Source organism: Providencia rettgeri, from assembly GCF_001874625.1.
GTDB lineage: Bacteria > Pseudomonadota > Gammaproteobacteria > Enterobacterales > Enterobacteriaceae > Providencia > Providencia huashanensis.
Genome location: NZ_CP017671.1, coordinates 2,094,608 through 2,117,254 on the forward strand (window position 1 = coordinate 2,094,608; position 22,647 = coordinate 2,117,254).

At 39.2% G+C, this 22,647-nt stretch carries 19 protein-coding genes; 13 read left to right on the forward strand and 6 right to left on the reverse strand.

Annotated features, from left to right (window positions below; genetic code table 11):
- The first annotated feature begins 4 nt into the window (after window positions 1-4).
- Complete coding sequence (gene ihfA, locus RB151_RS09620; protein WP_004263721.1) at window positions 5-301, forward strand: integration host factor subunit alpha; 297 nt, start codon at window positions 5-7, stop codon at window positions 299-301.
- Between the two features lie 76 nt (window positions 302-377).
- On the opposite strand, the gene RB151_RS09625 is transcribed toward ihfA, so the two are convergent.
- Entirely contained in the window at window positions 378-1,316 is a 939-nt protein-coding gene (locus RB151_RS09625; RefSeq protein ID WP_042844064.1) for a RhoGAP domain-containing protein, read from the reverse strand.
- Window positions 1,317-1,431: 115 nt separating this feature from the next.
- Between RB151_RS09625 and btuC the strand changes: the two genes are divergently transcribed.
- The 11 genes from btuC (at window position 1,432) to RB151_RS09680 (ending at window position 12,423) form a co-directional block, all read left to right on the forward strand.
- The gene (gene btuC, locus RB151_RS09630) at window positions 1,432-2,433 is read left to right on the forward strand and encodes a vitamin B12 ABC transporter permease BtuC (RefSeq protein ID WP_048606996.1); all 1,002 of its coding nucleotides are present in this window, start codon (window positions 1,432-1,434) and stop codon (window positions 2,431-2,433) included.
- 5 nt (window positions 2,434-2,438) lie between these two features.
- On the forward strand, window positions 2,439-3,206 hold the full coding sequence (locus RB151_RS09635; RefSeq protein WP_042844062.1) for an ATP-binding cassette domain-containing protein: 768 nt from the start codon (window positions 2,439-2,441) through the stop codon (window positions 3,204-3,206).
- Window positions 3,207-3,334: 128 nt separating this feature from the next.
- Entirely contained in the window at window positions 3,335-4,480 is a 1,146-nt protein-coding gene (gene arnB / locus RB151_RS09640) for a UDP-4-amino-4-deoxy-L-arabinose aminotransferase (protein WP_042844061.1), read from the forward strand.
- Window positions 4,480-5,472, forward strand: a complete 993-nt coding sequence (gene arnC / locus RB151_RS09645; RefSeq protein ID WP_042844059.1) for an undecaprenyl-phosphate 4-deoxy-4-formamido-L-arabinose transferase — start codon at window positions 4,480-4,482, stop codon at window positions 5,470-5,472. Before arnB ends, arnC begins: the two co-directional genes overlap by 1 nt.
- On the forward strand, window positions 5,472-7,457 hold the full coding sequence (gene arnA, locus RB151_RS09650) for a bifunctional UDP-4-amino-4-deoxy-L-arabinose formyltransferase/UDP-glucuronic acid oxidase ArnA (protein ID WP_042844058.1): 1,986 nt from the start codon (window positions 5,472-5,474) through the stop codon (window positions 7,455-7,457). Before arnC ends, arnA begins: the two co-directional genes overlap by 1 nt.
- Window positions 7,457-8,350, forward strand: coding sequence for a 4-deoxy-4-formamido-L-arabinose-phosphoundecaprenol deformylase (gene arnD, locus RB151_RS09655; RefSeq protein ID WP_042844057.1), 894 nt, complete (start codon window positions 7,457-7,459; stop codon window positions 8,348-8,350). Before arnA ends, arnD begins: the two co-directional genes overlap by 1 nt.
- A gap of 7 nt (window positions 8,351-8,357) precedes the next feature.
- Complete coding sequence (arnT, locus tag RB151_RS09660) at window positions 8,358-10,016, forward strand: lipid IV(A) 4-amino-4-deoxy-L-arabinosyltransferase (protein ID WP_042844056.1); 1,659 nt, start codon at window positions 8,358-8,360, stop codon at window positions 10,014-10,016.
- Window positions 10,013-10,360: a 4-amino-4-deoxy-L-arabinose-phosphoundecaprenol flippase subunit ArnE gene (gene arnE / locus RB151_RS09665; protein ID WP_042844055.1), complete on the forward strand. Its 348-nt coding sequence runs from the start codon at window positions 10,013-10,015 to the stop codon at window positions 10,358-10,360. The genes arnT and arnE overlap by 4 nt, the downstream gene beginning before the upstream one ends.
- Window positions 10,357-10,770, forward strand: a complete 414-nt coding sequence (gene arnF / locus RB151_RS09670; RefSeq protein ID WP_048607002.1) for a 4-amino-4-deoxy-L-arabinose-phosphoundecaprenol flippase subunit ArnF — start codon at window positions 10,357-10,359, stop codon at window positions 10,768-10,770. The genes arnE and arnF overlap by 4 nt, the downstream gene beginning before the upstream one ends.
- A gap of 82 nt (window positions 10,771-10,852) precedes the next feature.
- Complete coding sequence (locus RB151_RS09675; RefSeq protein WP_042844053.1) at window positions 10,853-11,341, forward strand: C40 family peptidase; 489 nt, start codon at window positions 10,853-10,855, stop codon at window positions 11,339-11,341.
- A gap of 65 nt (window positions 11,342-11,406) precedes the next feature.
- Window positions 11,407-12,423, forward strand: a complete 1,017-nt coding sequence (locus tag RB151_RS09680; protein WP_042844052.1) for a lipoate--protein ligase — start codon at window positions 11,407-11,409, stop codon at window positions 12,421-12,423.
- A 79-nt stretch (window positions 12,424-12,502) separates the two neighbouring features.
- Here RB151_RS09680 and RB151_RS09685 read toward each other — a convergent pair whose 3' ends face one another.
- The 5 genes from RB151_RS09685 to ppsR form a co-directional block, all read right to left on the reverse strand.
- Window positions 12,503-12,874: a helix-turn-helix domain-containing protein gene (locus RB151_RS09685; protein ID WP_042844051.1), complete on the reverse strand. Its 372-nt coding sequence runs from the start codon at window positions 12,872-12,874 to the stop codon at window positions 12,503-12,505.
- 626 nt (window positions 12,875-13,500) lie between these two features.
- Window positions 13,501-14,550, reverse strand: a complete 1,050-nt coding sequence (locus RB151_RS09690; protein ID WP_071548021.1) for a hemin-degrading factor — start codon at window positions 14,548-14,550, stop codon at window positions 13,501-13,503.
- 128 nt (window positions 14,551-14,678) lie between these two features.
- Window positions 14,679-16,838: a TonB-dependent hemoglobin/transferrin/lactoferrin family receptor gene (locus tag RB151_RS09695; protein WP_071548022.1), complete on the reverse strand. Its 2,160-nt coding sequence runs from the start codon at window positions 16,836-16,838 to the stop codon at window positions 14,679-14,681.
- Window positions 16,839-17,370: 532 nt separating this feature from the next.
- Window positions 17,371-18,420, reverse strand: a complete 1,050-nt coding sequence (locus RB151_RS09700) for a 3-deoxy-7-phosphoheptulonate synthase (RefSeq protein WP_042844048.1) — start codon at window positions 18,418-18,420, stop codon at window positions 17,371-17,373.
- Between the two features lie 119 nt (window positions 18,421-18,539).
- Window positions 18,540-19,361, reverse strand: a complete 822-nt coding sequence (gene ppsR / locus RB151_RS09705) for a posphoenolpyruvate synthetase regulatory kinase/phosphorylase PpsR (RefSeq protein WP_269466240.1) — start codon at window positions 19,359-19,361, stop codon at window positions 18,540-18,542.
- A gap of 295 nt (window positions 19,362-19,656) precedes the next feature.
- On the opposite strand from ppsR, the gene ppsA reads away from it, so the two are divergent.
- Window positions 19,657-22,035 (forward strand): phosphoenolpyruvate synthase, encoded by a 2,379-nt coding sequence (gene ppsA, locus RB151_RS09710; protein WP_042844046.1) that lies wholly within the window; start codon window positions 19,657-19,659, stop codon window positions 22,033-22,035.
- Window positions 22,036-22,647: the final 612 nt, after the last annotated feature.

Genomic DNA, 22,647 nt, shown 5'->3' on the forward strand with positions numbered 1-22,647 from the left:
ACCTATGGCGCTTACTAAAGCTGAAATGTCAGAAAATTTGTTTGAAAAACTGGGTGTTAGCAAACGTGATGCTAAAGACCTTGTCGAAACTTTCTTTGAAGAGGTTCGCCTTTCCTTAGAAAATGGTGAGCAAGTAAAATTATCTGGATTCGGTAACTTTGATTTACGTGATAAAAATCAACGTCCCGGACGTAACCCAAAAACTGGGGAAGATATTCCAATTACTGCACGCCGTGTTGTTACTTTCCGTCCAGGCCAAAAATTAAAAAGCCGCGTGGAAAAAGCAACACCTAAAGAGTAATCATATCAATTGATATAGAAAAGACCGCCTAGGCGGTCTTTTGTTTTTGGAAACTGTGATAGTAGTTGAGAGTTGATTAGACATCATAGGATTGCAATTTTAAATCGTGATTAATTAGAGCTTCTATGTAAATTTGTGCGTCACTATTTAATTTAAACTGAGAATCAGGAGGTAGATCTGATCTAGTGACCAAACTAGGTGCAAAACAAGTTGCTAAGTTGTAAGCACCCATTTTATTTGTTTCCTGATTTTTTGTGATTTCAGCGAATAGAGGAATAACTAATTGTAGTGTTAACGGTGTTTTTTCAAGAGATAAAAATGCATGTTGAGCATTTAAATCTAGTTCTTTCAGTTGCTCTCTTTTGTCCTGATTGATTGAGTTTTGAGTAAAAATTTCCTTTAATAACGCAGATTTCTGTTGTATTGCATCGGCTAATTTATGAATGGATTCTGGAGGGGTTTCTAATGAATGAATATTTTTTTCTATTAGATTAGCAGCAATCCTTTTGTAAGCTGAAGTATAAATTTTAATATCAACAATATCTTTGTTTAAAAGGTATTCTTTAAGTGGTTTGCCTGCGAGCAGGTGTGAGACTAACTTATCACGTTCAAGCGCATTTGCTGATGTGCGAAAAATACCAATTGTTTCACTGTAGTTTGGGTGAGTTAAAATGGCGCTACCCAGTTTATTAAGCTGAAGATAATTCATTTTTTCATCGCTAGTGAGCTCTTTACAGTAACCGATAGCCTTTATGTTTTCTTGCTCTATCTTTTTCGCAGCTAATTTGTTTTTTTCACAAATTGGTGAGGTTGGGGGCATTTCAGTAGAGAAGGTGGGATAGTGTTTGACCGTATTTGATTGAAACTTGTGTAAGATATAGTTTTTTATACTAGACAGAACATTGATTTTTCTGATTGAATTTATAAACCCTTTCTTCTTCTCACTAGAGGGACGCATATTTTCGTGAGGATTTGTTATCAGTGATGATTTGAGTGCATTGTTTCTAACTTTCATAGGTTTCCATAGAGATTATGTTAAAATTAAAAATTAATTTAAATCTATGGTGATAATATATCTTGCATAAAAAACGGTAATTTTCTAACTCAATAATAAATAAGTAAATATATATATGACTTATTCTTTGCTTGGATTACAAAAACAACAAAATAAATCAGACATACGTTTAATCGTGTTTTTGTTTTTCTCCCTTTTTATCATTGCAATATTATCGCTTAGTGCAGGGGAGATTTGGTATTGGCCTAGCCAATGGATGAATGACACAGCACAACTTTTTGTTTGGCAAATTCGTTTTCCTCGCACACTTACGGTCATTGTGATTGGTGCAGCTCTTGCTGTCACAGGGGCAATAATGCAAGCCTTATTTGAAAACCCATTAGCAGAACCTGGCTTATTAGGTGTGAGTAATGGCGCAGGTGTTGCTGTAGTATTGACTGTATTACTATCGTCAGGCATGACACATTACTGGCTATTAAGTGTTAGCGCGATTATAGGTGCTTTATTGTTTACCTCTATATTGCTTTACTTTGCTCGTCGTAAGGATATGAATAATTCCAGTTTATTGCTTGTTGGGGTTGCACTTGGTGTGATTAGTGGGGCTTGTATGACATGGATGGTGTATATGAGCAGTAATTTGGATTTACGCCAATTACTCTATTGGATGATGGGGAGTTTTAGTGGGGTTGATTGGCGCCAAATGGGCTTAGTGGCTGCATGTTTGCCCTTTTTATTTTGGGCTCTTTTTCAAGGGAATGTGTTGAATTATATTTCATTGGGGGCCGTTCAAGCTTATCAGTTAGGTATCTCAATACATAAATGGCGAATTATTTTAATTGTTATTAGCGGAGTCTTGATTGGGCTTAGTGTTGCCATTGCAGGTGCTATTAGTTTCATTGGTTTAGTTGTTCCACATATATTGCGGTTAAGTGGTATCACGGATAATCGTTTATTATTACTGGGTTGTGCGGTTGCCGGCGGGTTGGGCTTATTGGTTGCAGACTTACTTTCTCGCTTATTAATCGCGAATGCAGAAATACCAATTGGTGTGGTCACTGCCACATTGGGTGCACCAATATTTATCGTATTATTAATTCGTCATCAACAATGGCGGTAAATACGATGAATGATCAACCAATAATTGATATTAAAAATATTAACGTTAATAAACGGTTAATTAATATTTCAGCTCAGGCTTTTCCCGGTGAGCAAATTCATTTATTAGGCGCAAATGGCTCAGGGAAAAGTTCGTTATTAGGTGCGATAAGTGGTTATTTGCCTGTAGCGGGGGATATCCACATTAATGGTATTAATCTACAACAGTATCGTGTTTCTCAATTAGCTACCCAACGTGCGTATTTTCCTCAGTTCGTCAATACCATGCCTATCTTGAAAGTTTTTCAATATCTTGAGTTATTTTCACCTAAAAACTCGCGACTAATAGGTATTTTTGAACGTTTATGTACTGATTTTCAATTAATGCCCTTACTTCGAAAACGGATTACACAACTTTCTGGAGGTGAGTGGCAACGAGTTAGACTTACCGCAGCATTTTTACAGGTTTGGGATGAACAGTCATTGGCGGGAAAATTCATATTATTTGATGAACCAATGAGCAATTTAGACATTATCCAACAGGCAACGTTAGATAAATGGATTAAATATTTTTGTGATTGCCTAGGAACCGTTATAATGAGTGGACACGACCTCAACCATTCTTATAAAAATGCGTCTGGTATTTGGCTGATGAAACAAGGAAGGCTAATGGCGATAGGAAAACCTGATGAGGTGATGACCGAAAAAAATTTATCTGACATTTTTATGTCTGAAATTAAGCTAAGTCAAAACACATCGAATAGAATGTGGCAAATTATAAAATTAGCGGATTAATCGAAAAGTTGATTTAATCACTTATTTTTATGCGGGATAATACAGCAAGATTCGCAAGTGTTGAGGTTCGGTTAAAGTATAATTAACTAGAATATTCTATTCACAATGAAAACTAGGCTATAAACAATATGAGCAATTTCTTACCATTTTCAAAACCAGCAATTGGTGATGAAGAGGTCAAGGCAGTTGAAAAAGTTCTGCGTTCAGGCTGGATTACAACAGGCCCACAGAATCACCAGTTAGAAGAGGATTTCTGTAAACGCTATGGTTGTAAGCATGCGATAGCACTTTCATCTGCTACTGCGGGTATGCATGTTGTCTTAATGGCATTAGGTATCGGCCCAGGTGATGAGGTGATTACACCATCACAAACATGGGTTTCAACCATTAATATGATTGAATTACTGGGTGCTACACCTGTAATGATTGATGTTGACCGCGATACATTGATGATCCAACCCGAAGCGGTAGAAAAAGCGCTAACAACAAAAACTAAAGCAATTATTCCGGTACATTACGCAGGAGCTCCTTGTGATTTAGACGCGTTGCGTTTAATTGCTCAAAAAGCGGGCGTTGTATTGATTGAAGATGCTGCACATGCTGTTGGTACGCGTTATAAAAATGAGTGGATTGGCGAGAAAGGCACGTCTATTTTCTCATTCCATGCTATTAAAAATGTTACTTGTGCAGAAGGGGGGTTAGTCGCAACAGATGACGACGAACTTGCTCAGCGCGTACGCACACTTAAATTTCATGGTTTAGGGGTTGATGCGTTTGATAGGCAAATGCAAGGCCGCAAGCCACAAGCTGAAGTTGTAGAACCCGGTTTTAAATACAATTTATCGGATATCCATGCCGCAATAGCGGTAGTGCAGTTATCTCGTGTTGAGCAATTAAATCAACGTCGAGCCGAACTGACAGCACAGTATCGTGAATTGCTAAAAGACTCTCCATTACAGATGCTTAGTGTTCCTAATTACCCTCATTTGCATGCTAATCATTTATTTATGGTTCGTGTTGATAAAAACGAATGTGGTATTGACCGTGACACTTTCATGGAAAAATTGAAAGAGCACGATATTGGAACGGGGCTACATTTTCGCGCAGCCCATACACAAAAATATTACCGTGAAAAATATCCTGAATTAACGTTACCTGAATCGACATGGAATAGTGCGACATTATGTTCGTTACCGCTGTTTCCAGATATGACGGATGATGATGTTAAACGGGTTGTAAAAGCAGTAGAAGCAGTTCTTTTGGAGTCTAAATAGTGTCATACGCAGATGAATTTGATGAGATAAAAAAAGTCTCAGTGGTAATCCCTGTCTATAATGAAGAACAGAGCTTGCCACAATTATTAGAACGTACTATCAAATCATGTAAACAACTGACTCAATCTTATGAGTTAATTTTGGTCGATGATGGTAGTAGTGACCGCTCAGCACAAATGTTAACGGATGCAGCAGAAAACCCTGATAACCATGTGATTGCTATTATCCTTAATCGTAACTATGGTCAGCACTCTGCTATTATGGCGGGCTTTAATCAAGCAGATGGGGATTTAGTTATTACCTTGGATGCGGATTTACAAAATCCACCTGAGGAAATCCCACGTTTAGTGCAAACAGCGTCGCAAGGTTATGATGTAGTAGGCACGCGTCGTGCTAATCGCCAAGATTCTTGGTTCCGTAAAACGGCATCTAAGATGATTAATGCGATGATCACTCAAGCAACAGGGCGTTCAATGGGGGATTACGGTTGCATGTTACGTGCTTACCGCCGCCATATCATTCAAGCTATGTTGCAATGTCATGAAAGAAGTACATTTATTCCTATTCTTGCGAATACGTTTGCGCGTAGAACGATTGAAATTGATGTTGCGCATGCGGAACGTGAGTTTGGTGATTCTAAATACAGCTTTATGAAGCTGATTAACTTAATGTATGACTTGTTGACTTGCCTAACTACTGCGCCACTGCGTTTATTAAGCGTTGTGGGTAGTGTTATTGCTGTCGGTGGTTTCCTGCTGGCGGTTTTATTGATTGCACTACGTTTAATTTTTGGCGCAGAGTGGGCAGCAGATGGCGTATTTACCCTGTTTGCAGTACTCTTTATGTTTATTGGTGCGCAGTTTGTTGCTATGGGTTTATTAGGTGAATACATCGGTAGAATTTACAATGATGTGCGCGCGAGACCTCGTTATTTTATTCAAAAAGTCGTCGGAGCAGACCTTAAATCCGACAAAAATCAGGAAGAAGACTAATGAAAGCTATTGTTTTTGCCTATCATGATATTGGCTGCGTAGGGCTAAAAGCGCTTGAAAAAGCGGGTTTTGATATTCAAGCAGTGTTTACTCACACTGATGACCCAAATGAAAACCACTTTTACTCTTCAGTTGCACGCTTAAGCGCTGACATGGAGCTTCCTGTTTTCGCACCTGAAAACGTTAATCACCCACTGTGGATTGAACGTATTCGCGAAATGAAACCTGATGTGATTTTCTCTTTTTACTACCGTGATATGCTAAGTGAAGAACTGCTGTCAATTGCACCTAAAGGGGCTTTTAACTTGCATGGTTCATTACTGCCTAAATATCGTGGTCGTGCGCCTATCAATTGGGCACTATTAAAAGGTGAAAATGAAACGGGTGTAACCTTGCACAAGATGGTGGCTAAAGCTGATGCTGGCGATATCATTGCGCAAGAAAAAGTGGTAATCACTGAAACTGATACGGGCTTAACCTTACATGCAAAAGTTCGTGAGGCGGCAGAAGTTTTATTAGATAAAACACTACCACTAATCGAAGCGGGTACCTATAAAGCGGTTGCTCAAGACGAAAGTCAAGCAACGTATTTTGGGCGTCGTACAGCGGAAGATGGTCAAATTGACTGGAACCGTAGCGCAAAAGAAATTGATTGTCTTATCCGTGCGGTGACTGAGCCATATCCAGGCGCGTTTACTTATTTAGGCGCACGCAAAATGGTTATTTGGCGTGCACGTGTTCTAGATGACAATCAAGGTAAAGCTGCGGGGACTGTACTTTCTAATGACCCTCTGCGTATTGCTTGTGGTCAAGGTGCGATTGAAGTTGTTAGTGGGCAAAGTGAAGCAGGTTTATATATGCAAGGTAACCGCCTTGCTACCGAAATGGGTATCGTGACTGATGTTCGTGTAGGTGCGAAACCAACTGCACAAGTTAAACGTCGTACTCGTGTTCTTATTTTGGGTGTAAATGGCTTTATTGGTAACCATTTAACTGAACGTTTATTAAAAGATGGAAATTACGATATCTATGGTATGGATATCGGTTCATCAGCAATTGAGCGTTTTATTGGTAACCCTCGTTTCCACTTTATTGAAGGTGATGTAAGCATCCATACTGAGTGGATTGAATATCACATTAAAAAATGTGACGTTATTCTGCCATTGGTTGCGATTGCAACACCAATCGAATACACCCGTAATCCGCTGCGTGTTTTCGAATTAGACTTTGAAGAAAACTTAAAAGTTGTTCGCTATTGCGTGAAATACAACAAGCGCATCATCTTCCCATCAACTTCTGAAGTTTATGGTATGTGTGATGATAAAGAGTTTGATGAAGACGAATCACGCTTGATCGTCGGTCCTATCAATAAGCAGCGTTGGATTTACTCTGTCTCTAAACAGTTACTTGACCGAGTAATTTGGGCATATGGTGCAAAAGAAGGTCTGAAATTTACCTTATTCCGTCCATTTAACTGGATGGGGCCTCGTTTAGATAGCCTAAACTCTGCACGTATTGGTAGTTCACGCGCGATTACTCAGCTAATTTTAAACTTAGTTGAAGGTTCGCCAATCAAACTTGTTGATGGTGGTGCGCAGAAACGTTGCTTTACTGATATAAAAGATGGTATCGAAGCGTTGTTCCGCATTATTGAAAACAAAGACGGTAAATGTGATGGTCAAATCATCAACATTGGTAACCCTACGAACGAAGCAAGTATTCGTGAACTGGCTGAAATGTTGTTAGAAAGCTTTGAAAATCACCCACAACGCGATAAGTTCCCTCCGTTTGCTGGCTTCCGTGAAATTGAAAGCAGTAGCTACTATGGTCAAGGCTATCAAGATGTCGAGCATCGTAAGCCAAGTGTTGAAAACGCACGCCGCTTATTAGATTGGGTTCCAACTATCGACATGAAAGATACTATTGAAGAAACATTAGATTTCTTCTTGCAAGGTGCAGTTGAAGAACTAGGTAATAAAGACTAATGAAAAAAGTTGGCTTGAGAATTGATGTGGATACCTACCAAGGTACATTAAAAGGGGTTCCACAATTACTCAAAGTGCTTAAACTGCACAACATTCAGGCCAGCTTTTTCTTCAGTGTAGGACCAGATAACATGGGGCGCCATTTATGGCGCCTTTTGCGTCCTAAATTTCTGTGGAAAATGCTCAGGTCGAATGCAGCGTCTCTTTATGGGTTAGATATTTTACTCGCAGGCACCGCTTGGCCGGGTAAAAAGATTGCTAAAGATTTAGGCTACTTGATGAAACAAACGTTGGATGAAGGCCATGAAGTTGGTCTACATGCATGGGATCATCAAGGTTGGCAAGCTAAAGTTGCAAAATGGAGTAAGTCACAACTTACCGAACAAGTGAAGTTAGGTGTTGATGCATTAGAATGTGCCATTGGTCAACGTGTAACATGCTCGGCTGTTGCTGGCTGGCGAGGTGATGAGCGAGTATTAGAAGTTAAACAAACGTTTAATTTTGACTACAATAGTGATTGTCGTGGCAAATATCCATTTCGACCGATTATGGCGGATGGTTCTCTTGGGACAGTTCAAATTCCTGTAACATTACCAACTTACGATGAAGTCGTAGGGACTGTCGTGAGTGATGAAGCATTTAATGATTTTATTCTTCAAGCAATTAAAGAAGATCAAGGCGTTCCAGTTTATACTATCCACACAGAAGTGGAAGGAATGTCAAAATCGGAACAATTTTTACAATTATTGGAACGAATCACACAAGAAGAAATCCAATTCTGTACATTGAGTGAATTACTGCCAGAGGATTTAAATTCATTGCCAAAAGGGCGTGTGGTCAGAGCACCATTCCCTGGGCGTGAAGGCTGGCTAGGCTGCCAAGAAGAGGTATAAGCAATCTATGTTGAATAACCGAGCGAGCAAAGTAGGAGCCTCTCTGCTGGCTCTTTTTTTTATCCTGACCTATTTATTGCCGTTGAACAGCCGTTTACTTTGGCAACCCGATGAAACACGCTATGCAGAAATCAGCCGCGAGATGCTACAGCGGGGGGACTGGATTGTCCCTTATATGTTGGATGTGCGTTATTTTGAAAAACCAGTTGCAGGTTATTGGATAAACAATATCAGCCAAATGATCTTTGGTGATACTAACTTTGCAGTTCGTTTCGGTTCTGTTTTTTGTATTCTTCTTAGTGCATTACTGGTTTATCGCATGGCAAAAATGATGTGGCGTAATAGCCACGTTGCTTATGTTGCAAGCCTGATTTACATCTCGATGTTTTTAGTTTTTTCCATCGGGACATACAGTGTACTTGACCCAATGTTATCTTTATGGATAGCGGCGAGTATGTTTTGTTGTTTATGGGCGATGAAAGCCAGAGAAGTCAAATCTAAACTTGGGGCATGGGTTTGCCTTGGGTTAGCTTGTGGTATGGCATTTATGACTAAGGGTTTTTTAGCCCTTGCTATACCCGTGATCGTCATGCTTCCAGTCACACTGTATCAAAGGCGTTTTCTTGAATTAGTAAAGTATGGGCCACTTGCGATAATTTCAGCGGTCATTATTAGCCTTCCATGGGCATTGGCGATTGCTAAACAAGAACCTGATTATTGGAATTATTTTTTCTGGATAGAGCATATTAAACGTTTTACTGCGGATGATGCTCAGCATATTGCACCTTTTTGGTATTATATCCCCATTATATTGCTCGGTGCCATCCCTTGGGCGGGTTTACTACCCGGCGCAATAATCAAAGGGTGGAAAGAACGTAAATCTAGCCCTGATATGTTCTTTTTACTGTGTTGGTTTATAGTGCCAGTTATCTTTTTTAGTATTTCTCGCGGTAAGTTACCAACCTATATGTTGCCGTTTATGGCGCCTTTAGCTCTCTTAATGGCAAAGTATGGGGTTGATTGCGTGCGTAATGGCACGATGAGAGCGCTAAAAGTTAATGGTATTATTAATATTGTATTGGGCATTGCTGCAGTGATTGCTGTGATTGTGATAAGCACAGTGATAAAGAAACCGTTATATGAGCCAGATGAATGGTCAAAAATGGTTTTAGGTGTCGTTGCTTTCTCTATCTGGGCGATCATCGGTTACCTTTGCACCGTGCTTAATGCCAAATATTGGCTTTGGGCTGCGTCATGTTCATTGGCGGTTAGCTTATGTATTGGTAGTGCCTTACCAAACAACACCATTGATTCGAAATTGCCGCAAAACTTTATTCATCAAAACCATGATTTGTTGATGAATAGCCGTTATTTAATGGCGAGTAATGTTGGTGTTGCGGCTGGTCTTGCTTGGGAAACTAAAAACTCAAATATTTATTTATATAATAGTAGTGGTGAGTTGACCTACGGTTTGAAATACCCTGACAGCCAACATCGGTTAGTTAAACCAGACCAATTTGCACAATGGTTAGCAAAAGCACGTCAAGAAGGGCAGGTAACGGTGGTCTTTTTATTAGGTCGTAAAGAAGGGTTACCGGATATACCTAAACCAGATGAAGTCATTAAAAATTCGCGTATGGCGATTGTGGTTTATCATCAACAATGATAGCTCAACTATTACTATTATTACTTGTTAGCGTATTAACTTGCATGGGGCAAGTGGCTCAAAAACAAGCTGTGGTAAATTGGCAGAGTGAAAAAACCAATAAAACAGCATCAGCACTTCGGTGGCTGGTGCTGGCGGTTTTCATGCTGGGTCTTGGCATGTTGTTTTGGCTGAAGTTATTGGAAACCATGCCTCTCAGTATTGCTTACCCAATGCTAAGTATTAACTTTGTATTAATTACTTTGATTGGCCAGTTTATCTATAAAGAACAAACAGGGCTTAGTCATTGGCTAGGGGTCGCAGCGATCATGTTTGGTATTTTGCTAATGAGTATCAGTGTATGAATAAAGGATATTTATGGGTACTTGGCAGTGCATTACTAGTGACTGTGGCCCAACTGAGCTTGAAAGCTGGTGTGGTTGAGTTACCCTCATTTACACTTGGCTGGCACTGGTTACAAGCAGATTGGTTATTGGCAAATTTTGTTAGCCTAAGTATTATTTTTATAGGGTTAGTTTGCTACGCATTATCGATGCTCTGTTGGTTATTTGCATTAAAATATATCGCATTAAATAAAGCCTACCCCCTTATCAGCCTTAGTTACGTATTCGTCTATATTCTCGCTGTTTTGTTACCTTGGTTTAATGAACCTGCGACATGGTTAAAAGCAGCGGGAATTACCTTTATTTTATTAGGCGTTTGGTTGATTAGCCGACCAACAAAACAAATGAAAAGTAATAATAAGGGGGGGTAAAATCTAAGTTGCTTATTTTTTATTCTTCACGCACTATAATCTCAGTTAAATATTGTAATAAGAACGATGAATAAGGTGCTTTATGCTTATAAAAATACAACACCTACCATTACTTTTGTGTCTAGTTTTAATCGGCTGTTCATCAACGACAGTTAAAAGAACACCGCCTCCGCCGCTAAAAACACAGTTGTCCGACCCAATAATGACAATAGCACAGTTAAAAGACCAATTAGAACAATGGTATGGGACGCCTTATCACTATGGTGGAATGAACCAAAGTGGTGTGGATTGTTCAGGTTTTGTTTATCGCACCTTTAACGATCGTTTTGCTATCCAGCTGCCCCGAACGACGGTGGACCAAACTCAGTTAGGGACGCGAATTGATAAATCGGATTTGATGCCAGGGGATTTGGTTTTCTTTAAGACTGGTTCAGGGGAAAATGGGTTACATGTGGGTATTTATGATACCGATAATACTTTTATTCATGCTTCAACCAGTAAAGGGGTGATCCGTTCCTCAATGGATAACGTTTATTGGCGAAAAGTGTTCTGGCAAGCAAGGCGCATCTAAACTCGCTATTTTTTTCAGTGATTATGCTATCTTAGAAGCAATTTTTGTTTTAAGGGTAGTTTTTAATGTCTAGGTTACGTTTACTTATCTCCGAATCTTTTGATCCTTGGTTTAACCTTGCGGTTGAAGAAACTATTTTTCGACAAATGTCAGCAGATCAACGTGTTATGTTTTTATGGCGTAATGCGGACACGGTGGTTATTGGTCGAGCTCAAAATCCTTGGAAAGAATGTAATACCAGAAGGATGGATGAGGACAATGTTCGCTTAGCACGTCGTAGTAGTGGCGGTGGCGCAGTATTCCATGATCTGGGAAATACATGTTTTACGTTTATGGCGGGGAAACCTGAATACGATAAAACAGTTTCTACACAAATTATCGTTGATGGTTTAGCTCAAGTGGGTATCGCTGCACAAATTTCTGGGCGTAATGATTTGGTTTTAGACACTGAAAATGGCCTAAGAAAAATCTCTGGCTCTGCATATCGTGAAACAAAAGACAGGGGTTTTCATCATGGAACCTTGTTAATAAATGCAGATTTAAGTCGTCTAGCAAACTATTTGAACCCAGACCCTAAAAAGTTGCAAGCAAAGGGGATCACCTCGGTACGCTCTCGGGTCGCAAATTTATCTGAATTAGTCCCTAATATTTCCCACGAAAAAGTATGCGAAGGCATTATTAAAAGCTTTTTCGAGCATTTCGGTGAGACGGTTGACCCCGAATATATTTCCCCTGAGAAGTTACCTGATCTACCCAATTTCAAGGAAACTTTTGCTAAACAAAGTAGCTGGGAATGGAATTTTGGGCAGGCGCCTGCCTTTTCACATTACTCTGATACTCGATTCCCGTGGGGGGGAATTGAATTTCATTTTGATATTGAAAAAGGTGTGATTAACCGCTGTCAATTTTTTACTGATAGCTTAGACCCTTCGCCATTAGAGTGGCTCAGTGAACAGCTAGTTGGTAAGGTCTATCAAACAGAGACTATTCGTTTATTAAGTAAACAAATGATGCAGAAATGGCCTCAATTACAGGAACAATTGGCTGATTTAGAAAACTGGTTGGTTTTAGAGTTAAGTTAAAAAAAGAGCCGACAGTTGTCGGCTCAGACATAGACATTAAAATAACGTATAGGAAAAGGGACTTATTGAATAAAAATAATTAACTATGACAGTTACAAGTCATAAAGCTTTTACATTCCGGCATTTCACCAGTTTGGCGGAATTTTGCCGGCGTTGTATCAAAATGTTTTTTAAATATACGAGTAAATGTAGCTTGTGAACTGAAGCCATATTGCAACGCAATATCAAGAATAGGTAAGTTGCCTTCACGTAATGATTTAGCGGCTTCTAACAAGCGGCGTTTACGCACATACTCGCCAAGCGTGCATCCTTTCATTTCTTTGAAAACACGCTGTAAATGCCATTTCGAATAACCACTTTTATCGGCTATTGTGTCGATTTTGATGCCTTCATTGCGTTGCAACTGGCTTTCTAGCCACTTAACAATATCATTGACTACACTTTCTGACATATTTACCTCCTACTCAAGTAGGCTATTGTTCATTAATAACTAATAATAACTCACGAAATTAGGATCTATTCTTCCTGTTTTTCCGATATATCGATAGGCTAAACGTGCGGTTTTTTAATGAGAATACCTATCACTACGATAGATGTTGATAAATTTAACATTTTAAACATACATCATTGTATGTTTAAATATATAAAAAATCAATGGGTTGTGTTTTAACTTTGATTTTTATGATAGGTTATTCTGGTGGATTTACTATATATTCAAATTAATTGTTCAAGCTGTTCGATTTTATTAACCAAGTAAATAATTGAAAAATTATCGTACTACATTTAAAGACAGTTCTATAACGATAAACAGGAAATTCCGAGTTGATTTTTTTAGAGAAAAACACTAAATGATTGGCAGTTATAGGGAGAATTATGGTGATTGGTTTTATTATCAACATAATACTCCGTTAATGAATTTTACCTCTTTTTTGTCAAAACGCTGTAGATGCTGGGTCTGTGACATAGCTTTTGGCGTATTTAACTAAACCTACTCCCACTGAGCTTTATGTTTTCATGAGGCTGTCACATCAAGGAAAATGGCGATTAGAAGCCAATGTTTCATGCTATTTACCCCTATTAAATATGGGGTAAAGCTAAAACTTGCTTACACCATTTATCTTGCTCAGGTGTGCCTTCAGTACGCTGACCATACATTTGTATAATCTGATTGCCTTGGGTATCAAAAACCTCCAAGCTTGTTACAAAGCCATCTTTAGTCGGTTTTCTTGTCACCCAACATTCAGCGATACCATTTTCAATAATGTGCAGTTTGCAATTAGGACCAATAATGTTTAACCAGTGAGTTTGGGTATTTTCTACGGTTAATGATGTTATTTCACTGATTTTACCAGTGAAAATTTGTACACAGCCACGATTGCCAACGAAAAGCATAATTTCATTTTGTGCTTGGTGGGCGAGTGACAGTAAACCTGATAATGCACTGCGAGGGACTTGCCATGCTAGTTTACGGCTAACAACGCGGAAGACTTGCTGTCTGCTTAGATTATTATTTTTTAAGATGGTGAAAAATTGGTGGACATCTGTCATATTGCGCCATTCTTGTTCTAGTTTTTGTGCAAGTTCACGATCAATCGACCGTTCAGAAAACGGTTTGACTTCATGGATGGTGAGAGGGCGGTTTTCTGATGTAACATATTGTTTAATCAATGTTTGCCATGCATCGAGATTCGTCGACTTTGTGGTAAAAACTTTGTGTAAGGCATCACCATGTTTGTCAAAAAACTGAATGCTATGACGTAGGCCTTCAGTTGTTTCTTCTACTAATGAGAATGCTGAACGCCATTGAGCAAAGAACATTCTAAGGTCAAGAGCTCGAGGATTGAGAAATAAACCCGCATGTGAGCTGAGCCTTGCATTATCATATTGACCAATTTGAATATTAACGGCGTACTCATTACGGGTAACCCCTTTTGCTACCCCGATGGATGCTAAACTTTGCAAGATATCAGGCATTTTTCCAGATAACCTTTGCACGTTATCTTGACCAACGCGGCAATGAAGAAGCTGTGCTTCTGAAATATTTAGTTGTGCTGCTATTTCGCGCGCATATATACCCTTATGCTCTTTTCGTATTTTTTGGTAATCACTATAGCTATTTGAATTCAAAATAATTTCCTTAAGGCTAAGTAGAGTAAAGTGTTATCAACTAATTTCGTATAAGGACATAGTAATTTGCGCTATGAAATTAGCTGATAACATAACTTATTGGTTGTTAACTATTATTTGTTACTAAATTACCAGTTATAATTTACGTTAAAGTAAAAATTCCTACCTTCCTGTGGGACCCCCATGGAAGAGATATACTGTTTATCAAAGGCATTTTTCATAGTAAGCGTGGAACTTAGCCCTTTAATGAATTCATCAGCTTGATAATTCACATAAAAATCATGAACTCCATATCCTGCGTATTGAATGACTTCTTTATGATAGCGATCTAAGCCTTTATCAGATTTGTGATGGGGACGTTGATATTTAGCGTTGCCTTGGAACTTGGTTTTGGCTGAAAACTCACCAATCCAGCCAATTTGAATTCCTGTTGTTGCAACTGGAGCATTAATTCTGGCTGTCAACGTTTGGGGGCGAATAGATGATAAAGAATAATTTGTACCATCTTCTCTTCCCATCGTGTGATTATGGTTAACAGCAATATCAAACCAATGTGTTTTATAGTGAACAAAACTGTCAAATCCATGAATAGTTGCGGATGGAATATTTATAAAAAATATTTTCTTCGGGAAGTGTTCCATTCGACCAACTTTATTACCATCTCGAGCTCTTGGATTGAAGGATAAGGGGTACTCGCCATCGACAGTTATGTAGTTTTTTGCTTTAGTGTGAAAATAAGTCGAACCAAATTGAAGGGAGTCATTTTTAAAATAAAGCTCGTCAAAACTGAGTTTCAAACCTGTCTCCCATGTTTTATTGGTTTCAGGCTGTAAATCTGGTGATGGACGGAAATCAGATTTAATAGAGGCGCCAAAAAAAAGTGGAATAGTGAAATGGTTTGAATTGTTATAAAGCTCCGACATTCTTGGAGTACGGTATGCTTCAGCGTATGATGAATGAAGATTTAACCAGCTAGTAGGGGTTGCACTTACAGCAAAGCGAGATGACCAGTTAGTATGCTTGTTTTCAGGGAAATTCTCTCTAGAAGCTTGGTACTGGGTGAAACGTGTCCCTGCGGAGAAAGTGATGGGTAAATGATGCAAAGTCATATCATTTACCAGCCAGCCAGACATGTTAGACAATTCTGATGGCGGATAGCTGATTGCATATTGATTTGATGTTTGTTTCTGTTGGTAATATTCAAAACCACTTTGAATATAGTGGTTTACCCAGTTATACATTGGTAAAGAGACGCTATTAGAAAATTTAGTCCCATAGGTATATTGGTTGCGTTCCTCAGGGCCATATTCACCAGGCTTTTTGATAATTTTGATGGTATCAGTTTGGTCTAAATACAAGTCGGTATAATAAACACTCCATTCAGCTTGCCAATTTAAGCTGTTTTGCGGCTTAAAATACTGATTAATTGCAATATCCCGCTGGTGGCTTTGCCTTTCATAGGGGGCGTTCGGATACTTAGTTTTTTCCGTGGGTTTTGCCGGTTGTTTTAAGCTCAGGCTATCGTTTCGATATTCTTTTAACTGTAATGTTAGGTTGTAAGATGGGTGTGGTAGCCAAGTAGTTTTGAGCATCCAGTTATGGATTTTTTCAACATTATGTGCCAGCTCAAATTCGGGAGAACCCATAATATGCTTTTTACGCTGACTGTAACTGAGCAATGTGTCAAATGACTCAGAACGACCTAATAAAGTTGCGCCTGCATAGTAACTATGGTCATTACGGTTAATGCCGCTAAACACTCGCCCACCTAATTTTTGCCCCGGTTTTAAAATATCGGCGGCATTTAATGTTTTGAATGCGACCACCCCAGCGAGAGCACCTCCACCATGATGAACTGATGCGGAGCCTTTGTGGATATACACTTTGTTAATCAAAGTCGGGTCGATAAAAGTGGCATCATATAACCCTGAGTTAAAATCTTGAGTGATGTTATCTATTGTGACTTTTACCCCCCGAGAGTCATACCCTCGCATTTGAATGCCTTGGCCATAAGTGCTATTAGACCCAGAGACAAATACGCCGGGTTGGCCTTTTAGTAAATCCAAGGCAGAAGTTGCAGATTGTTGTTCAGGCGCTTGGGCGTCAATCACATCAACTTGCTCAGCCACGGCAATTTCTTCAAAACCGAAGGGGGAGGCTGAAACTTGGATAACATCTTGAGCTAATACGGAATGGCTCAACCCGGCTAAAGTAATAGCGATGGTGAGTGTTGAAATAGGGAATTTTTTTTCTTGGAATATAGATGCAGGCATCGGTTTAAACTGCATAGGAAGTCCTTTCCTTATATTTTAGGTTACGCTGGCTGCCTGGATAGATTATCTGGGTGGCATGCTAAAAGTATTTTATATAACGTTTTTATTTATTAGCGTTTATTATCAACCCCGCCTTTTGGTTGATAAATTTGATAGCGATATAAAACAATCCATTGTTATATTTGCTATTTATTGCCAATAAACAAAGAGCTCCATTTCAATTTAGTAAGCACCTTAGATGAATACATACCCGAATTTTTATGGGGACTTAACCTATTGTTTATCGTCTTTTATAGTCATTAATAGAAATAATGGCGTTGTTTTACAGTGAGCTAATAGATAAAACGAGCTGTAGTGAGAATTATTATCGTTAAGGTTTGAGTGGTCAAGAGTTTTTTTGATTTAATCTGTGCTTTTAATTTAAATAAACAGTTATTAATATAAATAAATTATATTTAATTGAGTGTTATTATTATTTTATATTAAAAAGCCCTTTAATTAGAATATAACTAAAGGGCGTGATAGAAATGTTTGATACTAAGCTAGGCTATTTGAAGCGAGAATCAACCGCTTGAGAAAGGATTTCAATGAGTTGTTCAGTATCTTCCCAGCCAAGGCATGGGTCAGTAATCGATTGACCATAAACTAAAGCTTGGTCAGCGATGACTTTCTGTGTGCCTTCAATTAAAAAGCTTTCAGCCATTACACCGCTTATCGCGGTAGAGCCATCCTTTATTTGCTCTGCAATATCCCGAGCGACTTCTAATTGACGGCGGTGAATTTTTTGACAATTACCATGACTAAAGTCGACGACTAAATGCTCTGGCAGTTCAAATTTGCGCAGCTTATCGCAGGCTGCGGCTAAGTCCCCAGCAGAATAATTCGGTTGTTTCCCCCCGCGCATAATAATATGGCCATGTGGATTACCGCTGGTTTGGTAGATGGTCATTTGGCCGTTTTTATCTGGGGACAAAAACATATGTTGTGCTTTTGCGGCTCTAATTGCATCAATAGCAATATTAATATTGCCATCTGTACCATTTTTAAAACCAACAGGGCAGGAGAGCGCAGAAGCCATTTCGCGGTGAATTTGGCTTTCTGTCGTTCGCGCACCAATAGCCCCCCAACTAATAAGGTCAGCAATATATTGGCCCGTAACCATGTCGAGAAACTCAGTTGCTGTTGCTAAACCAAGCTGGTTAACTTCTATTAGTAATTTTCGCGCGAGGCGTATTCCTGTATTGACTTGGCAGGAGTTATCTAAATTTGGGTCAGAAATTAGTCCTTTCCAGCCAACAACGGTGCGCGGTTTTTCAAAATAAGTCCGCATAACAATTTCTAAGCGGTTTTGATGACGTTCCCTTAATACATTCAGCTTTGTCGCGTATTCAATTGCCGCGTCAATATCATGAATTGAGCAAGGACCGACGATAACAAGTAAACGCGGGTCTTCCCCCGATAAGATCTGTTCTATGCGCTTACGTGACGCTGTCACGTTATTGGCAACCTTTTGGGAAATAGGAAATTCATCAGCGAGAGTTTGTGGTGTAATTAAACTGTCCACTCTTGCAGTGCGTAATTCATCAGTTTTTTGCATTTTGGTTCTCAAAACTTTAATAGGCAGATGCCGTATCAGTGATAAAGATCACAATAAACGAAAATGGCTTAATTTCAACCTACAAAGTAATTTGTATCAATTATATTTTATATTTTTTATCAAAATATACGTCTCTGTAAACCCATTGTATCAATCACTTTTGCTGAAATTTCTTCCACTGAGTAGTTAGTTGTATTTAAGTAGTTGATTTTATTCTGCCTAAATAATGCTTCGACTTCAGCAATTTCAATACGGCACTGCCTTATCGATGCATAACGGCTATTTTCACGGCGTTCTTCACGGATAGCGGCTAAACGTTCAGGGCTAATCGTTAAGCCAAATAATTTGTGGGTATAAGGGCGAAGAGCCACGGGGAGCTTTAGATTGTCCATATCATCAGCAGTAAATGGATAATTGGCGGCTTGAATGCCAAATTGCATAGCTAAATATAGGCTGGTAGGGGTTTTGCCACAGCGAGAAACACCGATAAGAATGACTTGAGCTTGGTCTAAATTACGCAGAGAAATACCATCATCATGTGCGAGTGTATATTCAATGGCTGCAATACGAGCATCGTATTGGATCATATTTTGCATTGACAAGCCGTGCGTACGATTGAGCTTAGGTTCTGGTTCAAGGCCAACTTCTTTTTGGATTGGAGCAACTAAACTTTGGACAATATCTTGGCAAAAACCAGAACTTTGCGTGATGATTTGCCTAACTTCAGGGGAAATAATCGAATAGAACACTAATGGGCGAAGTTGTGTTTCTTCAAATATGGTATCAATTTTTTGTTTTATTTCTTGTGCGCGGGCCGGCGTGGTAACGAAAGGCAGGGTATAAGAAATAAAAGCTAGTGGAAATTGTGAAAGGACAGCATGCCCCAGAGTTTCAGCAGTGATAGCTGTACCATCTGAAATAAAGAAAACAGTTCTTTGTATTGGGTTGTTCATCGAATCTAATTTATTCATTGTTATTTATCTTTTATTGTATTTATCACTAGTTTTATAGAGATATTATCTTTGTTTAAAGTTTAAAAATTAGTTTATAAGGGAAAGTATAGCCATTATTTGAGCGATTTTTAGAACAAAACATTTTTCTTATTTGATGGAACGATTCACCAGTCCATCTTCTACTAATGTCTGTGCTAGTCTATTTCACGAGGCGAATTTTCGCCAATGAGATTTTTTACGATTTGTACTCTGTCACTAAATTGCTATAAAAGGATCACTTTCAATGTCCACAAATGGCCTTACTCCGTGTAATGTACTTTGGTATAACCAATTAGGGATGAATGATGTTGACCGGGTTGGCGGTAAAAATGCCTCCTTAGGTGAAATGATCACAAACTTATCTGATCTGGGTGTATCCGTACCTAACGGTTTCGCGACAACCGCACAGGCGTTTAATGATTTTCTGGAGCAGAGCGGTGTAAATCAACGCATTTATAACCTGCTAGATGAAACGGATATTGATGATGTGAACCAACTGGCTGTTGCAGGTGCTCAGATCCGTCAATGGGTGATTGATACGCCATTGACGAAGGAGTTGGAACAAGATATTCGTGACGCGTTCGCTCAACTTTCAGAAGGGGAAGCCGAAGCATCATTTGCTGTTCGCTCATCAGCAACCGCAGAGGATATGCCTGATGCTTCATTTGCGGGGCAACAGGAGACATTCCTTAATGTTCAAGGGATTGATGCTGTATTAGTGGCGATTAAACATGTTTTTGCTTCGTTGTTTAATGACCGCGCTATTTCGTATCGTGTTCACCAAGGTTACGATCACCGTGGAGTAGCTCTGTCGGCGGGTGTGCAAAGAATGGTACGCTCTGATTTAGCATCTTCGGGCGTGATGTTTACTATTGATACCGAATCTGGTTTTGATCAGGTAGTTTTCATTACCTCAGCTTATGGCCTAGGTGAAATGGTGGTACAAGGGGCGGTAAATCCGGATGAGTTTTATGTCCATAAGCCAACCTTGAAAAATAACCGCCCTGCGATTGTACGCCGTACTCTAGGCTCTAAAAAACTACAAATGGTGTATGCCGATAGTAAAGAGCACGGTAAACAAGTTCAGATTGAAGATGTGCCAGAAACCCTACGCAATCGTTTCTCTCTGGCTGACCATGAAGTTGAAGAGCTCGCTCGTCAAGCTTTACAGATTGAAAAGCATTATGGTCGTCCAATGGATATTGAGTGGGCTAAAGATGGTCACAATGGGCGTTTATATATTGTCCAAGCAAGACCAGAAACAGTGCGTTCAAATCAACAAGTCATGGAACGCTATCAACTTAAAGAGCAAGGACAGGTTTTAGTTGAAGGGCGCGCTATTGGTCACCGCATTGGTTCCGGTGTAGTAAAAGTGATTCATAATTTAAGTGAGATGGATCGCATTCAGGCTGGTGATGTCTTAGTTACAGACATGACAGACCCTGACTGGGAGCCAATCATGAAAAAAGCTGCTGCGATTGTCACTAATCGTGGTGGGCGTACTTGCCATGCCGCTATCATCGCTCGTGAGCTAGGGATACCTGCTGTTGTTGGTTGTGGTGATGCAACTGACCGTTTACAAGAAGGTCAAGAAGTCACTGTTTCCTGCTCGGAAGGTGATACTGGCTTTGTTTACCAAGGCAAGTTGGAATTTGAAATTCACAGTTCTGAAGTGAGTGAAATGCCAAGCCTTGGTGTCAAAATCATGATGAATGTGGGTAATCCTGACCGTGCATTTGATTTTGCTTGTTTGCCAAATGAAGGTGTTGGTTTAGCGAGACTGGAGTTTATCATCAATCGCATGATTGGTGTTCACCCAAGAGCATTGTTAGAATTTGATGAACAGTCTCCTGAATTACAAACTGAAATCCGCGAAATGATGGCCGGTTATGACGACCCAATCGAGTTCTATGTGGGCAAATTAACCGAGGGTATTTCAACGTTAGCAGCAGCCTTCTGGCCAAAACGCGTTATTGTGCGTTTATCAGACTTCAAATCAAATGAATATGCCAATTTAGTCGGTGGGGATATTTATGAGCCTGAAGAAGAAAACCCTATGCTTGGTTTCCGTGGTGCAGGGCGTTATGTTTCTGATAGCTTCCGTGCATGTTTTGCGTTGGAATGCGAAGCCGTTAAGCGCGTGCGTAATACTATGGGGCTCACGAACGTTGAGGTAATGATCCCGTTTGTGCGTACTGTCGCACAAGCTGAGGCTGTCATTGCGGAGATGGCAAAACATGACCTTAAGCGCGGAGAGAACGGCTTAAAAGTGATTATGATGTGTGAAATACCATCGAATGCTTTGCTGGCTGACCAATTCCTTGAGCACTTTGATGGGTTCTCTATTGGTTCAAACGATATGACTCAATTAACATTAGGCCTTGATAGGGATTCTGGTGTTGTTTCTGAGCTATTCGATGAGCGAAACGACGCGGTTAAGGCAATGCTATCGATGGCAATACAAGCAGCTAAACGCCAAAATAAATATGTTGGTATTTGTGGGCAAGGTCCTTCAGATCACCAAGACTTCGCTCAGTGGTTAGTTGATGAAGGTATTGATAGTTTATCTTTAAACCCAGACACTGTCGTGCAAACTTGGTTAACGATCGCTGAAAATCAGTAATCATTACTGAGCTAATAATGAAAGTCGAGAGGTGAAAACCTTTCGGCTTTTTTTATTAATTTAAATTATCTATTATTACAATAGTTAATAGCTATTATTGAGTTATTTCATACTAAATAACTCGATTGAATGATTATGCAATTCTTTTTGCGTACATAAACATAATTATTCCAAATCAATTACACGTATGATGAGTAATTAAATGTACTTTAATTATAAAGCTCATGAAAGTAATAATAGTGCGGGTTATATATAACGCTAAAGGAGTATGTTTACTTATGTTTGGTACCAGAAGTTGATTCTTATCAATACTTATAAAACAGATGATTTAATTTTGATGTGAATAATTTTCATATTGAGGAACTAGATAAAAAAAAAGCCTATCATGGGCTGACAGGCAAAGACTACACACAGCAATTTGGTTAATAAAACCGTGCTTTAAGGGGGTAGCATGGCTTTTCATGTTTGTTTGATTCAATGGCTAGATAATAAAGTATTTATATTATACAAGCATTAAGAACACTCTCAATAATAAACTTACTTGTTGTTACTTAAGAGAATTATTCCAATAGAATTATGTTAACATAAATTAGGCTAAATACTAACATTAGA